This window comes from Sphingobacterium sp. BIGb0165 (assembly GCF_024810095.1).
GTDB lineage: Bacteria > Bacteroidota > Bacteroidia > Sphingobacteriales > Sphingobacteriaceae > Sphingobacterium > Sphingobacterium detergens.
The window spans coordinates 287,829-302,248 of sequence record NZ_JANUEB010000003.1 but is presented as its reverse complement, the minus strand read 5'-3'; the positions used below and the strand labels follow the sequence as shown (position 1 = coordinate 302,248).

The window sequence follows — 14,420 nt, the reverse complement described above, 5'->3', positions numbered from 1 at the left end:
CTAAGGTCTAATTAATGAGAGGCCTCCATCCAGTACGATACTTGTCCCCGTCATCTGTCTGCAATTGTCGGAGCATATCCAAAGCACCTGTTTGGCTATTTCCTCCGCTTCGAGGATATCCCCCAGTGGTACTACTGCTGCAGCCTTTTTTTGGAGTGCGGCATCATTGGACCAAACCACTTTACTCAAGCCCGCATTGACATAACCGGGTGCAATTTCGTTGACACGGATTCCATCAATAGCATACTCAAGCGCCATGGTTTGACAAAGCATCCGTAAGCCAGCTTTGGAAACGCTATATGCCGGCAGGTTCTGGTGTACAGCATGCCCTGCCCAACTGCCCAAAAAGACAATATTCCCCCGGACACCAGTCGCTACAAATGATTTAGCACAGGCATTGGCCAGAAAAAAAGCACCGTCCAGATTGACCGCCATTTCGTTTTTCCAGGCCGCATTGCTGAGCTCCCGAAAGTTTTGAATCGTGACACAGGCCGCATTAGCAATACAGATCGCTATTGCTCCAAGCTCCCGCTCTATACGATCAACCCAAGACTCCACCTGATCAGCATCCGCAACATCAACCTGATCGTAAAATAGGTTGGTCTGAGATTCATCGAGCGAAGGCCACCGCTCTTTCGCAAGTGCTGGTGCAAAACGATCCGCAATACAGACAATTGCCTCCGCCGTCAGGAAAGCCTCGGCTATTGCCCTGCCAATATCACCCAGTCCACCACTGATCAAAACCACTTTGTTTTTATATTCTGCTCTCATATCTATTTAAATCTACCAATCCCCAACACTGCCATCTCTGTAAAATGTACGCTGTAAAATTTCCTGTTGGAACGGATGCTTTTTCACCTCCTCTTCATTGATTTCAATACCCAGACCAGCTCTTGTATTGGGGAGGACAATACGGCCTTTTTCTTGCACCGTAAATCCTTCACTGACGACATCTTGTCGCCATTCAACATCTTTGTGAACACTCTCACAGATAATGTATGAAGGTGTTGCGAAGCCCAACTCGATAGAGGCAGCTGTACTTACAGGTCCCTGTGGATTATGAGGCGCCATAGACACACGATAAGCATCCGCCAAAGCAGCTATTTTGCGGGCTTCAGATAATCCACCACAATGTGTGATATCAGGCTGAATAACACTTACCGCACGTTTTTCAAGCATATCCCGAAAAGCATGCACACCGATCAGGCGTTCGCCGGAAGCGATAGGTGTCGCTACCGCCCGTTGGATCAGGGCAATATCCTCCATGGTTTCGGGCCAGCATGGCTCCTCAAAAAAGTACAGACCATAAGGTTCTAGCGCTTTGGCAAATTGCATACCCATGCGTGGACTAGGACGTGCATGGCAATCGACCATAATATCAATATCATCCCCCACGGCATCGCGCATTGCCTTGACACAGGCTTCAGCATATTTAATCGGGCGAAGCCCTTCCAGGGACATTGTTTCCGGAACAGCCATGGATTTAAAAGCCGTAAAACCTTCATCAACGGCCTTTAAGGCAAGATCGCCAAAACGTTTAGCGTCGTCAGGTGCTGTTTCGTAAAAATCTTCCATTCGGCCACCACCCAAATGACAATAGAGACGGATATAATCCCGTACTCGACCACCCCACAATTCATGACAGGGCACATTATGAATTTTACCTAAAATATCCCATAGGGCAATATCAATACCACTGATTGCCGTTCCGCGGACAATTCCGTTCCCATGCCAAAAATGCTGGCGGTACATCATCTGCCACAGATACTCAATGCGGCGTGGATCCTCGCCGACCAACAGCTGAGAAATATCTTTAATTGCACCAACGACACTTTGTGTATGCCACTCCAACGTCGCCTCACCCCAGCCCCAAAGCCCGGGCTGATCGGTTACAACTTTAACAAAAATCCAATTTCGCATGCGCGCATGGCATACAAAGGTTTCGATAGCGGTTATTTTCATAGTCAGGGTTACAAAGTTTTTATTACACGTGCTGTCGCTTCTAAGGTCCGGTCAATATCATCTTCCGTATGCGCAAAGGAAATACTTCCCTGCTTAATTGCAGCCGGGAAATTAAAGATTCCTTCTTTTATGAGATTTTTGCGGTAGCGGATATCCAATTCGAAATCATGATTATCCAGAATATCGTGAAAATTAAGCGGCGCATGATCCATAAAGTAAGTACAGAAAGCCGAGCCTTGACGAGCGACATAAAATGGTACACCTAATTTAGGAAATATTTCCTGATATCCCTGTTCCAAGCGTGCGCCCAGATGTTCAACATGCTTATAGACCTGGTGTTCAGGACTAGAAAGTTTTTTCAATGTTGCAATTGCCGCGGCTGTTGTCAGCGGAAAAGCATTGAATGTTCCCGCAATCATGACCCGCTTGGTTTTATCCGGATCAACAAAATAATCCATGTACTTTTTCTTTCCTGCAATTACTCCCAAAGGATAACCATTCGCTACCGCTTTGCCAAAGGTGGAAAGATCTGGCTGAACACCACAAATGGATTGATAACCGCCTAAAGCATGTCTAAATCCAGTTTTTACCTCGTCAAAGATCAATAAGAAACCCTGCTCATCTGCAAGCTTACGAAGTCCTTCCAGATATCCGGCTTGCGGCTTAACGATACCGATATTCTGTAAAATAGGTTCCAATAAGATGCAGGCTACTGAATACTTCTGCAGTACATAACGAACACTATCCAAGTCATTATAATTGATAACATGTACCAGATCACTGTGGTTTTTGGGAACCCCGGCGCTCAGTGAGTCAAAGGGATATTCACCGGGACTTTGATAAGATCCGATATCCGCTTTTTGGCTGATCACATTGCAGGCCACATCATTATGCCAACCATTGTATCCGCCCTGCATGACGATGATATGATCGCGTCCCGTCACCGCACGGGCAATCCGGATCGCATGATAAGTGGCCTCGGATCCCGTTGTCGTAATCTGCACACTCTCGGCATTGGGAACTGATGCACAAAATAGTTCCGCAAACTCCCCTTCCAATAAAGTAGGACCCGCTCCCATCAGCAGCTGCTGCTCCTGAAGCGTCTTCAATACCGCAGCATTGACATCCGGATCATTATGACCAAGAAAGGAAGCTGCAAATCCAGCCTGATAATCGATATAACTATTTCCGTCGATATCCTCCACATGGCTACCATTTCCCTTAACGAAGCAGATATTAGGATCCGACTTCCTGTTCAACGATACCACACCTCCTGGTATCCATTTTGCATTCTCGCGCAGTATTGCGGCTGATCTTTCGTTTTCTTGCATGCCTATTAAAAGTTTTGCTTTTATTATTTTTATAATTGGGATGACTGCTTTGTATCTAATGCGCGATACAGCAATCCTGTATTTAAATACACACTATTTTATGTATACCAAATTACAATATTTTTGTATACATTTAAAATAAATTTTAAAATAATTCAGATGAATATACTTATTGACGGCCTACACTTTCCGGAAGGCCCCGCCTTTGATCAACAAGGCACGATATGGCTGGTAGAAAAAGAAGCCGGCAACCTAATCCGCTACAGGGACAACAAGTACGATCGCATACAGGTCGATGGGCATCCCAACGGAATTGCCGTTGCGCCAGACGGAACAATCTGGTTCTGCGATGCATTACAAAACAGCATCCGCAGGTATAACCCCACCAACAACAGCCGCGACACACTCCTGAATGAACTCGACAACAAATCATTAAAAATGCCCAATGACTTATGTTTTGACAGCAACGGAAATCTGTTATTTACTTGTCCGGGGAGCGAATTGACAGATGGAACGGGCTATATCTGCTGCCTACGGACCAACGGCATGGCGCATGCCGTCCATCAGAACATGTGCTACCCGAACGGACTAGCCTTTGCCCCCAACAGCAGCAAATTATATATTGCCGAAACAGGCAGTAAATGGATCTGGAAAATGAACTGGAATGCCTTATCATGTCAAATGGATTCCATTGAAAAATTTGCACTTGCAGGTGGACAGATCGGACCCGATGGGATCGCATTTGATGAGGCAGGCAATTTATTTGTTGCCATATATGGCTCAGGGCATATCCTCGCGCTGGATCAAAGCGGCACAGTCACTGAAAAAATTCAAACATCAGGACAAAACCCAACCAATTGTGCAGTAGACCCATCCGGAGCGATGGGATTGATTATTACAGAAGCAGAAAAGGGTCAATTATTGCAATTGATTCACACAAAAAAGGGGATATTATAATATATATCCCCTTTTTTGTATATTCCGGCAAGACTTTACACAAGTTCCAAAGCCTCTTGCTCACCTCGATCGAGGTGATGCACCAAAGTTTCATAAGCCTTGTTCCAATCATTCGCTTTTAACGCATCCACAATCGCTCGATGCTCTTGTTCGGTATCCAGATAATCCTCCATCTGCCCAAGAATAGCCCCCAATTTCATGTGAAATAAAGGAATATTGCTATTTTTATAAATAGCGATTAGCCTGGAATTGCAAGTACCTTCGATAATACGTTCATGAAAGCGTACATCTGCCTCACAGGCTCCACCATAATACCCTTTGCTGACCATGTCTGAAAAGTCGTTGCAGATCAATTCCAAATCATCAATCAGCTGTTTATTCTTTTTTGAAAACAAAATCTTTAAAGCTCCGACTTCAAGCAACTCACGCAGCTCACGGATATCCCGCACATCCTCGACAGTCATCTTTTTCACAAAACACCCCCCCTTTTCACCAAACTCCACCAGACTCTCTCCCGCCAAACGCATAAAGGCTTCGCGAACAGCAACCCTGCTTACAGCCAACTTGTCAGCCCAGGCACTTTCGACCAACCGCGCTCCACCAGCGAGCTGGCTTGATAAAATCTTCTTGCGGACTTCTAAATAAACCTTATTGGCAAGCGAATCCTCTTTCATATTGTATACAATTTTCTACAAAAATAAGAATACAAAATCATTTAAAAAATTTAAACAATATATTCCTTTACTAAAACGCCCCTTCACGGACACCATACTGTCTCCCTGGTGACAAATAGAATAGTTCTGCCTTAGATTTCCAACTGGTCGTATGATTCCCTTTGAGGATATTTATATTAAAGCTACTATTTTTCGATGGATTTTTCACATTCCAGAAACCATCTTTCAAGCCCACAACAATCACTTCGTATTCCCGGTCCGCAGGAACAGCGATTTCAACCGCTTTATCGAGATACCGATCGGGTTTCGCAATAACGAGCACACGATCTGCAATCCGGACCAGGTAATAATCTTCCTTTTCTTCATAACTCACCGGTAATTTTGCTTCGGCACTTTCCGCCATTTGAAAAACCGTCGCATAACTCACCTGCGTACTTTTGGCTTTTGGGCTAACCAAAACCCGCGCACCCCGCGCCTCAGGCCAGGGCGATTTCACCTGGTACAAGTCCCCGAATACAAAAGCCGTGGAATCACCAGCATAAACCTTCAGCTCCCGATCGAATACCGCAGGCTTAAACATATCGACATAGGTGGTCCCGCCCGCACCTTTAAACTGATTATTCAAAACAAACCCTGCCTCATTAATGACCGGTTTATTCAGTGTATTAATCTGCCAGTAGGGCTGAAATTCGCTATTATTGGTTTGCAATTCATCCAATAATACAATAGCAGCAGGCACATCTTTCCGTTTCAGATTCAAAAACAGAAAACTCTTTGCATACGATTTCACTTTGGACGAATAGGCCGCAGTAAGGTCTGCATTAAAGTAACTGTAGGCCGGCTGGATAGGATCCGGACCAAATGCCGAAGCCCTGATTTCTCCGGTATGGTACCAGGAGTCACCGAGCACCTCCGCTACGGTACGCGGAAAGCGCTGGCTAAACCGCGTCCCACCATCATTAGTTTTGGTCCGGAACAAGAGCGGCTCGGCAGGATCACGAACCAACAGCATACTATGCGCCGCGGATCGCTTATTAAAATTAAAGTCATAAGGTGATCCATAAGAAAGATATAAACCCAGATCACCCACCTGAATACCATGATGATAAATCTGCAAGGCGCCGGCATCCGCATGTTGATGGTTTCCAAAATGATAACCAGCACCTTTTATCTCCGCAACGACCTCCTTACTTGTTTTCCCCTCACTCCATCCTGTCCGGGCAACCATAGACCCCAAAACAGGTCCAAAATCTTTGGTCAATGGCAGCTTTGAGCGATCGAAATCCGCTTTAAGCTTCGGATCATTTAACAACAGAAACAGCACCGGATTGTCAGGCAAACCACCCTGTTTCAAAAATTCAGCCTTGATCATTGCATTTCCCGAATAGGCATAACAGAGCAACATTGTCTGGGGATTCTTCCAATAAAAATCATCACTGGAATTATACTTCACATTAAACATATCGCCATCACGCAGCATTTTCCCGTCGGGCGTACGCATATATAGCCAATAATAAGGCATATTCTTGATATTATCATCAAATACGGGATAGCCAAGCATACGATAATACAACCAGGCACCATGCATTTCCCAGCCAAAACGATAACCACCATAATCAACCCCCTGGTTGTGGCGTGGAGACTGGTATTCAAATTTACGCATCGGCACAAGCTGCTCCAGCACGCTATAAGCAACATATTTATAGGGCTCAGGATCTTCATCATATACAGCCAAACTCCAGGACAGCATATCTCGGCAGATTTGCGCTTCGTTACCATGACCGTTAATAATACTCTCCAGCCCATAAAACGGCGGCCACCCCACCTCCATATCCATGACCAACCGCTTAAAGTCTTTCCGCATCTGACTTTTAACACCGGCATCCATCAGTGGATAACACCAATCATAGACCAGTGCCCCTGTATAGATCGCCCGTCCCAATTCACGGGTAATATCCCCATGTGTTACATTCCCAAATTCCAGAACTGACAAATAACGCGAAACCAGATCCACAGCTTCCCGGCCAATCCGCTCATCCTGCGTCATGAGGTAGTAAAAAGCTTTCTGCTCAATAACATGCTCCAGCCCTTCATTGTAAAATATTTCCTGATGTTCATTGGTCGGAAAGGTATAGGGCATTAAAGCCGAAGCTTTCACTTTAGCCCATGCCGAACCATTCTCTTCAGACAAAAGCCGTTCTCTGACAACAGGCAAACTTTCTTTATTCACCCACAACCTTGGCCTTTCTTGTGGTGGCGTAATTTTAGGCTGATAATGTACAGCCGCTAAAGGTGCCGCAGGTGGAACATAAGGTCTGAGGCGCAAGCCCTGCAACATTAAATTTGCAGGTAGCCAGATTTTCATTTTTTCCGCTGCATTTAGCAGCTCAAATTTCCCAAGCTCCTGATGCCCACCTTTCAGATTATCATACACTATACGCTTTGTCACCCGCTGTCTACCCAGTTGAAAATAGGCGACTTTTGTCATTAGACCTGTTTCATCTTCCTGTTTTAACCGCTCCAGATCCTGAGGTTGGGCATCTGACTCCAGCACATACCATCCAGCCTGCGACACCTTAACCGTAACTTCAATATCTGCCAAACGATCAGGGTAACCGGCATGAGGAACGGTTTTCAACACCAGCCCCGGCCCACTTCCTCCTTTTGGTTTTTCATAAACGACGGTCTTTTTATTTAAGTCACCCCGACTCAAGTCAACCAGAATCTCTTTTTGCTGCGCGTAGGAAACTGACGTTAATACCAACACCAAAAACAACGAAAAATATGTTTTCATCAAACTCATTACCAATGATACAATACAACTATTTAGCCAACCGGTGGAAGTATTTCTACTCCCAGCCCGGATTTTGTGTCAACTTTGGATTCACATCCCTTTCTGCCTGCGGAATAGGCCACAGATAATAATGATCCGGAAAACCCCGCTGTCTGATCTGAGTCCCGTTAAAATCTGTCATCCAAACTTTATCCACGACATCTTTAGCGATTTTCCATCGTCGGATATCCGAATACCGCTGCCCCTCACCAGCCAGCTCCACCATACGTTCATGGCGTATTTTTTCACGCATGAGCTCTTTGTTCATACCAGAAGGCAGATCAGGCATTTTAACTCTTTTACGAACCGCATTCACGGCATCATAAACCGTTTGATCAGGCGCACCCAAGGTCTCATTCTTTGCTTCAGCATACATCAGCAGTACATCCGCCAGGCGAATCAATGGAAAGTTTTGTGGCATATTATCCTGAAGCGTATAAACAGACCCCGTCTCCACAAATTTGCGCCATGCATAACTGCCATTTGTCCACACAGGCACATAAGCATTCGGATCGGTGCTCGCCACCGGAAACTTATACAGATAAGTCACACCACCGCGCCCCACAAAAGTCGACCATGGCACAACAATAGACTGCTGCAGACGCGGATCCCGTTTTTCAAAAAGCTTACGTACCGAAGCCTCATCTTTCCAATCCTCCACACTATTGGGGTTAAAAGGCAGCCCTTTTGCATTGGTATAATTTGCAAAATTAAAAGCCGTTCCATCCTCCATATCAAAAGCATTGACAAGCTGAGGTGTTGGCCTTGTCCTTTGGGACCCTGTCGTCGCACCCCGTGCATTTCCATAATTACGATCCGTCGCTATACCATGCCCCTGTTCAGCAATATATTGCACATCAAAGATCACTTCGCTATTGTTATTACCAGCAACCCGAAACAGCGTATGAAAATCAGCAAGCAATTTGCGGTCACTTTTATCCATCAACTCCTTAAAATCAGCAGCGGCTTTTGCATATTCCTTCGCCCAAAGATGCGCTTTGCCCCGCATGGCAAGAGCCGCCCATTTGGTTACACGCCCCCTATTTGAAGCATCATAAGTATCCGGCAATGTCTCATAGGCTTCGGTCATATCTTTGACAATAAACTCATACACCTCTTTCTCCGTATTCCGGGGTTCATAAGATTCATCCACATTGATGGGACTGTCGTATAAAGGAACTCCACCGAAATAGTCCCACAATTTAAAATAAAAATACCCCCGGAAAAACTTGGCTTCACCAATACTCCGTTTTTTTATCGCTTCACTCATTGCGATAGCAGGAATATTCTTTAGGGCCGTATTTGCACGATACACTCCTTTAAAAAAGATCCCCCAGGAGGTTAGGTAAAAACCTGCATTGGCAGGAAAAACACCCGTTGTCAATCCTGTTGCAAAAGACTGATAGGATATATCGGTAAAATCATCCATCATCCCATAAATCACAATACTATTGGTAAATTCCCGATTGGCATGGTAAAGGGTATTCACCCCCATGACAGCATCTTGCTCAGACTTCCAAAAACTCTCCTCCGAAAGACCGACCAATGAGTTTCGGTCCAAAAAATCACTACAAGAGCTTAGTAGCACCAATGCAAGTGATGCAATTATTATTTTGTTAAATTTCTTAATCATGGCTTTTCGTCTTAAAATGTTACATTTAAACCAACTACCCATTGTTTCATTAAGGGATAAGAGACACTGGCGTTCTCCGGATTATAACCTTTGAACTTTGTGAATGTGAAGTAATTTTCCAGATTAGCGAATACACGCAACCTATCCACTTTAAATTTTGCCGAAGCATCTTTTGGCAAAGCATAGCCCAGCTGTAGCGATTTTATTCTTAAAAACGACGTATTCTGCAACCAATAATCACTATATACAGTATTTAAAGCACTGCCAGAAGTACGCAATCGTGGATATTCGGTAGAATGGTTCTCAGGCGTCCAGCGATTTAAAATCGCTGCATTCTGCAAGAAGCCTTCATTGATATTAAAGGTATTAAAACCGTCGTTTCCCCAATATTGCTTCACACCACTAACACCCTGTGCCACAACATTCAGATCAAAACCTTTATAACCTGCACTCAGACTCAGTCCATAAGTAACTTTTGGCAATCCCGAATAATTCTTGACAACCCGATCCTCCTCATTAAACACCTTATCACCGTTCACATCTTTGTACAACAGATCTCCAGGTTTAGGCTCTCCGCCCACATACGTCCCAAAAGTATAACCATCTGCCTTCAATTGATCGATTTCACTTTGATTCTGTATAATCCGATCAAACTCGAGCATAAAGAAACTATTGAAAGGCTTTCCTTCCATGGTAATATAACTTTCATTGATTGATCTATTGCCATTAAACTTAATCACTTTATTATTCAGAAAGGACAGGTTCCCATTCAGACTATAGGACCAATCCGCACCCACTTTCCCAAAATATCCAAGCTGAAGATCAACCCCTCTGTTACGCATCTCGGCAACATTTTGCCAAGGCGGTGAAAAGTTACCCATCACCATCGGAATAGGGATCTTCGTCAGGATATCAGATGTGTTGCGATCAAAATATTCGGCACTGAAAGTCAACCTATTCTTCAATAGCGCAAGATCTAAACCGATATTAGCAATCGTGGTCGTTTCCCACTTTATTTTACTGTTCGCGATTTCCTTTGGCGCTACCCCCTGCTTCAGCTGGCCACCGAATGGATACAGATAAGAACCGTATACTACCTGATAGGTATAATCCCCGATTCTATTATTTCCCAACCGACCCCATGAACCACGAATTTTAATTTCATCAAATACTGTTTTCAAAGGCTGAGCAAACTCCTCCTCTGTTACACGCCAGCCAGCTGAAAAGGATGGAAAGAAACCCCATCTATTCTGCTTTGCAAATCGGGAAGAACCGTCATAGCGCGCATTTGCTTCAAATAGATACTTTCCTTTGAAATCATAATTCAAACGACCAAAATAAGACTGAAGGGCATCATCTGTCCCGGAACCATTGATCGCTTCGAGGTTTGCCCCCGCATCCAGAATATAGATCGCATCATCCCCCAATATATCATTCTTTTTTGCATCAAATTTGTCCATACGGTTATACTGCTGATCAAAACCCATCAAGACTGCCAAATGATGATTCTCTGCAATTGTTTCGCGGTACCGCAACAAGGTATTCAGCACCGTTGTATAATTGCGGATACTGCCATTGAACAAACTACTTACACTTGGCTTTTTTTGATATTCCAATCCAGTCTGTAAGTTCCACAATGAATAAGGACGCACATATTCCCAATTCCGGTTATTATTGTAATTAAAACCAAAACTGCTCTCCCACTCCAGATTCTCCATGAAATTCACTATACTAAAAAACTTAAGTCCAAGCTTTTGCCTTTCGTAATCTCCGCGGATATTATCGACATAAGCTCTTGGATTAGCCCCCTGAGGGAGCCCCGGGAACATCTCCCCGCCATAACGCCCGTCCTCATACTGCGGCACAACTCCCGGCGTCGTATTACGGATCGCTCCAAAAAAACTATTTACATCCAAGGGTTGCCGGTTTGACCAGGTACCAAAAACATTTCCGCCCAATGTCAATATATTCTTGATCTTCGTATCGGCATTGATCCGAAAATCATATTTTTTATAACCAGAATTATCTACGACCCCTTTATTATCCAGAAAACCCAAGGACATGGCAAAGTTTCCTTTTTTACCACCACCGCGAACAGAGAGCGTATGCTCGGTTAACGGTGAGGTATTCAGCATTTCCTTGTACCAATCTGTATTTGGATACAGCGGATTACCGGCCGCCGACTCTTTTCTCCAGGTATCAATTAATTCAGCACTATATTTTTCTCGCCCCTCCGACTCGTTAACAAGCTCCATATGGGTTGCCATATCGGTTATAAAACCGATATTTTTAGCTGCTTGCTGACGCCCGAAGTACCCATTATAGGTTACTGTAAAATCTTCTCCCTTCCCGCGCTTGGTGGTTACCAATATAACGCCATTCGCAGCCCGGGAACCATATATTGCAGCCGATGACGCATCCTTCAACACAGATATGCTTTCCACATCAATGGGATTGACATCATTCAGTGCACCGGGCACCCCATCAATGACAACCAGAGGAGAAGCATCATTCATTGTCCCCTTGCCACGAATCAACAGATCAAACCCTTCCGCACCCGGACTACCGGAGGTCTGTGCGATATTAAGTCCCGAAGCTTTACCGACCAAAGCAGAAGCCAAATTCATATTTGGCCGGCTCACCGTTGACTCATCAAACCTGACACTGGAAACAGACCCCGTTAGATTCTCTTTCTTCTGCTTCCCATAACCAACCACAATAACTTCATCCAGGGCACTTTCATTCGTTTCAAGCACCAAAGCCTGCACATCCCTAGCCGAGGCTACCTTTGTACTAAAACCGATCAGGCGAAACTGAATCTGATCTGAAGAAGACCCATTCACTTTGAACCGTCCCTCCTGATCTGTCACCGTAACAGATGAGTTTTTAAGATTGCGCACCTCTACCCCAGCCAATGGCTGACCTTTCGCATCGAGCACCTGCCCAACGATCTGCTGTTGAAAATTTGCTGCGCCCCCGGCCGAAGTAAGAACGCGTTGAATGGGAATCTTTTCCAGGTGAGGAAAAGACGGAACAGTGGCAAATGCACCCATTGAAATAAAAGGTAGTCCGACCAAAAGGCAGTTCCTGTTTATCACATCCCGGATTTTAATCTGTTTTAGTATCATGAATACTCAGGTTAAAGTGGTTAAATAAATGATTTATAAGCTCTTCAGTTTATTGGTATTTTAAAGAAGCAGTGTTTTGTCGTTATAATTTATAATGACTCTGCTCCTATACTTCATCATAGTGAATACAATAATATATATTTTTTGTATACAATTAAGTATTTTTTTTACTTTTTTACAAAACAGTCTTCGCAACAAATACAGATTAACCTAATAAAATCATCTATAGAATTAATTCACAAGAACACTAAATCGAATTTAGCAACGTATTTTCAGTTATTTTGTATACAAATTACATTATTTTTTGTATATTTATTTTTAATAAACTAATTTTGACATAACCAGATAAATCAAAAGAATAACCATTGACCGACAATGAAACAACAAATAAACTGTGTTTGGCTATTGCTATTGACGTCCTTTCTATCTTCCTGTTCTCCCCGGGGCGAAAAGGACACCGTGATAATCAATAGCATCCAATTGGAGAACAGCATACTTTCTTTATCCAAAGAGGCCACTGGCCTACAGGTTCCATGGGACTTACAATACGATCATGTAAATCAGGCTATCTTATTTTCGGAAATTGGTGGAAGTATCCGTAGACTGGATATACGGACAAAAAGGGTCAGTTTAGTCGATAGCCTAAAAGATGTCTACCATCAGCGTACACTCGGGCTGTTAGGCATGTCTTTGTATCAGCCCGAACACGAGCAGGCCTATCTCTATCTTTCGTATACCAGTAAAAGAGACAGTCTTATTTTTTCAAATTTATATCGCTACGATTACAGTGCCGATGGCAGACTGTCCAACCCAAAGCGCCTGTTACAGATACCGGGCAATACGGGACACAACGGTTCACGTGTCATTGTATCCTCTGACAAAAAAGTCTATTGGGCGACAGGCGACGCTGCAAGCGATACCTTTGCACAGGATAGCAGTTCGTTAAATGGAAAGATCTTGCGGCTAAACCTGGATGGTACAATTCCTTCGGATAATCCGATAGCAAACAGTTATGTTTATGCCTGGGGTTTCCGTAATATGCAGGGACTTACCCATAACGACAAAGGAACGATCTACACTTCCGAACATGGGGATGCCATTGAGGATGAGGTTAATCTTATCCAGCCCCTTAAAAATTATGGCTGGCCACAAATTGAAGGTATGATTGATACCGAAAAGGAGAAAGCCATAGCCAGGCTAAGCCCTCGAACTGAACCCATTAAATCGTGGACACCAGTTGTTGCCCCCTCCGGAATGGCTTATTATGGTATCGCTACTATTCCGGAATGGCAGAACAGTTTGATTTTAGCAACGCTAAAAAATCAGTCCTTACGGATTTTGAAATTATCAGCCGATGGCAAAAAGATAACCGATGAAAAAGTTCTATTTAAAGATCAACTTGGCCGCCTGCGTTCGGTACTGGTTTTACCCAATGGTGATATTTACTTCTGTTCCAGCAACAGGGACTGGAATCCACAAAAAGGATTTCCGAAACCAGATGATGATGTAATTTACCGGCTACGGCTTTCAGATAAAGCGCTGGCCCCTATCCTCAAGCCACAAACGGCCAACAGTATCGTTCCCGGTGTAAAAAACGGACAGACATTATACGATTCTTACTGCACTTCCTGCCACAAATCTGATGGCAAAGGACTCACAAATACGTTTCCGCCATTAGCACAGTCAACGATGGTCAATGGTGAACCAAAAGCACTTCTAAAACTGCTCTTGCATGGACTGAACGGTCAATCGATCAATGGAGTCAAATATGAGGGCGCAATGCCGGCATTTTCGTTTCTCAAAGACGAGGAAGTCATCGCTGTTGCAAATTATATTCGAACTCATTTTGGGAATAATGCGACTAAAATCAACCAACAAAACTTAACCTCATTACGCTAAATT

Annotated in this window: 9 protein-coding genes; 2 read left to right on the top strand and 7 right to left on the bottom strand. The window is 44.1% G+C overall.

The features are described from left to right. The 3 genes from M2408_RS07785 to M2408_RS07775 are packed head-to-tail and all read right to left on the bottom strand — an operon-like array spanning position 1 to position 3,293. Positions 1-771 carry an SDR family NAD(P)-dependent oxidoreductase gene (locus tag M2408_RS07785; protein WP_259180571.1) on the bottom strand — a complete coding sequence of 257 codons (771 nt, stop codon included), beginning with the start codon at positions 769-771 and terminating at the stop codon, positions 1-3. A gap of 12 nt (positions 772-783) precedes the next feature. Continuing rightward, a complete protein-coding gene (dgoD, locus tag M2408_RS07780) occupies positions 784-1,962 on the bottom strand; it encodes a galactonate dehydratase (RefSeq protein WP_259180569.1) in 1,179 nt (392 codons plus the stop codon). A gap of 8 nt (positions 1,963-1,970) precedes the next feature. Next, the gene (locus M2408_RS07775; protein WP_259180568.1) at positions 1,971-3,293 is read right to left on the bottom strand and encodes an aspartate aminotransferase family protein; all 1,323 of its coding nucleotides are present in this window, start codon (positions 3,291-3,293) and stop codon (positions 1,971-1,973) included. Positions 3,294-3,452: 159 nt separating this feature from the next. On the opposite strand from M2408_RS07775, the gene M2408_RS07770 reads away from it, so the two are divergent. Beyond that, the gene (locus M2408_RS07770; protein ID WP_259180566.1) at positions 3,453-4,250 is read left to right on the top strand and encodes an SMP-30/gluconolactonase/LRE family protein; all 798 of its coding nucleotides are present in this window, start codon (positions 3,453-3,455) and stop codon (positions 4,248-4,250) included. A gap of 35 nt (positions 4,251-4,285) precedes the next feature. Here M2408_RS07770 and M2408_RS07765 read toward each other — a convergent pair whose 3' ends face one another. From M2408_RS07765 to M2408_RS07750, 4 genes are all read right to left on the bottom strand, one after another. Continuing rightward, on the bottom strand, positions 4,286-4,924 hold the full coding sequence (locus tag M2408_RS07765; protein WP_259180565.1) for a GntR family transcriptional regulator: 639 nt from the start codon (positions 4,922-4,924) through the stop codon (positions 4,286-4,288). Between the two features lie 70 nt (positions 4,925-4,994). Beyond that, the gene (locus tag M2408_RS07760; protein WP_259180564.1) at positions 4,995-7,718 is read right to left on the bottom strand and encodes a hypothetical protein; all 2,724 of its coding nucleotides are present in this window, start codon (positions 7,716-7,718) and stop codon (positions 4,995-4,997) included. Positions 7,719-7,773: 55 nt separating this feature from the next. Beyond that, on the bottom strand, positions 7,774-9,390 hold the full coding sequence (locus M2408_RS07755) for a RagB/SusD family nutrient uptake outer membrane protein (RefSeq protein ID WP_259180563.1): 1,617 nt from the start codon (positions 9,388-9,390) through the stop codon (positions 7,774-7,776). A gap of 11 nt (positions 9,391-9,401) precedes the next feature. Continuing rightward, positions 9,402-12,518: a TonB-dependent receptor gene (locus M2408_RS07750; protein ID WP_259180561.1), complete on the bottom strand. Its 3,117-nt coding sequence runs from the start codon at positions 12,516-12,518 to the stop codon at positions 9,402-9,404. 375 nt (positions 12,519-12,893) lie between these two features. Here M2408_RS07750 and M2408_RS07745 point away from each other — a divergent pair, with 375 nt between their 5' ends. Further along, positions 12,894-14,417 (top strand): PQQ-dependent sugar dehydrogenase, encoded by a 1,524-nt coding sequence (locus M2408_RS07745; RefSeq protein WP_259180559.1) that lies wholly within the window; start codon positions 12,894-12,896, stop codon positions 14,415-14,417. Positions 14,418-14,420: the final 3 nt, after the last annotated feature.

Coding starts and splice junctions, on each gene's coding strand:
- M2408_RS07785 (WP_259180571.1), bottom strand. CDS start 771: ATGAGAGCAGAATATAAAAACAAAGTGGTTTTGATCAGTGGTGGACTG.
- dgoD (WP_259180569.1), bottom strand. CDS start 1,962: ATGAAAATAACCGCTATCGAAACCTTTGTATGCCATGCGCGCATGCGA.
- M2408_RS07775 (WP_259180568.1), bottom strand. CDS start 3,293: ATGCAAGAAAACGAAAGATCAGCCGCAATACTGCGCGAGAATGCAAAA.
- M2408_RS07770 (WP_259180566.1), top strand. CDS start 3,453: ATGAATATACTTATTGACGGCCTACACTTTCCGGAAGGCCCCGCCTTT.
- M2408_RS07765 (WP_259180565.1), bottom strand. CDS start 4,924: ATGAAAGAGGATTCGCTTGCCAATAAGGTTTATTTAGAAGTCCGCAAG.
- M2408_RS07760 (WP_259180564.1), bottom strand. CDS start 7,718: ATGAAAACATATTTTTCGTTGTTTTTGGTGTTGGTATTAACGTCAGTT.
- M2408_RS07755 (WP_259180563.1), bottom strand. CDS start 9,390: ATGATTAAGAAATTTAACAAAATAATAATTGCATCACTTGCATTGGTG.
- M2408_RS07750 (WP_259180561.1), bottom strand. CDS start 12,518: ATGATACTAAAACAGATTAAAATCCGGGATGTGATAAACAGGAACTGC.
- M2408_RS07745 (WP_259180559.1), top strand. CDS start 12,894: ATGAAACAACAAATAAACTGTGTTTGGCTATTGCTATTGACGTCCTTT.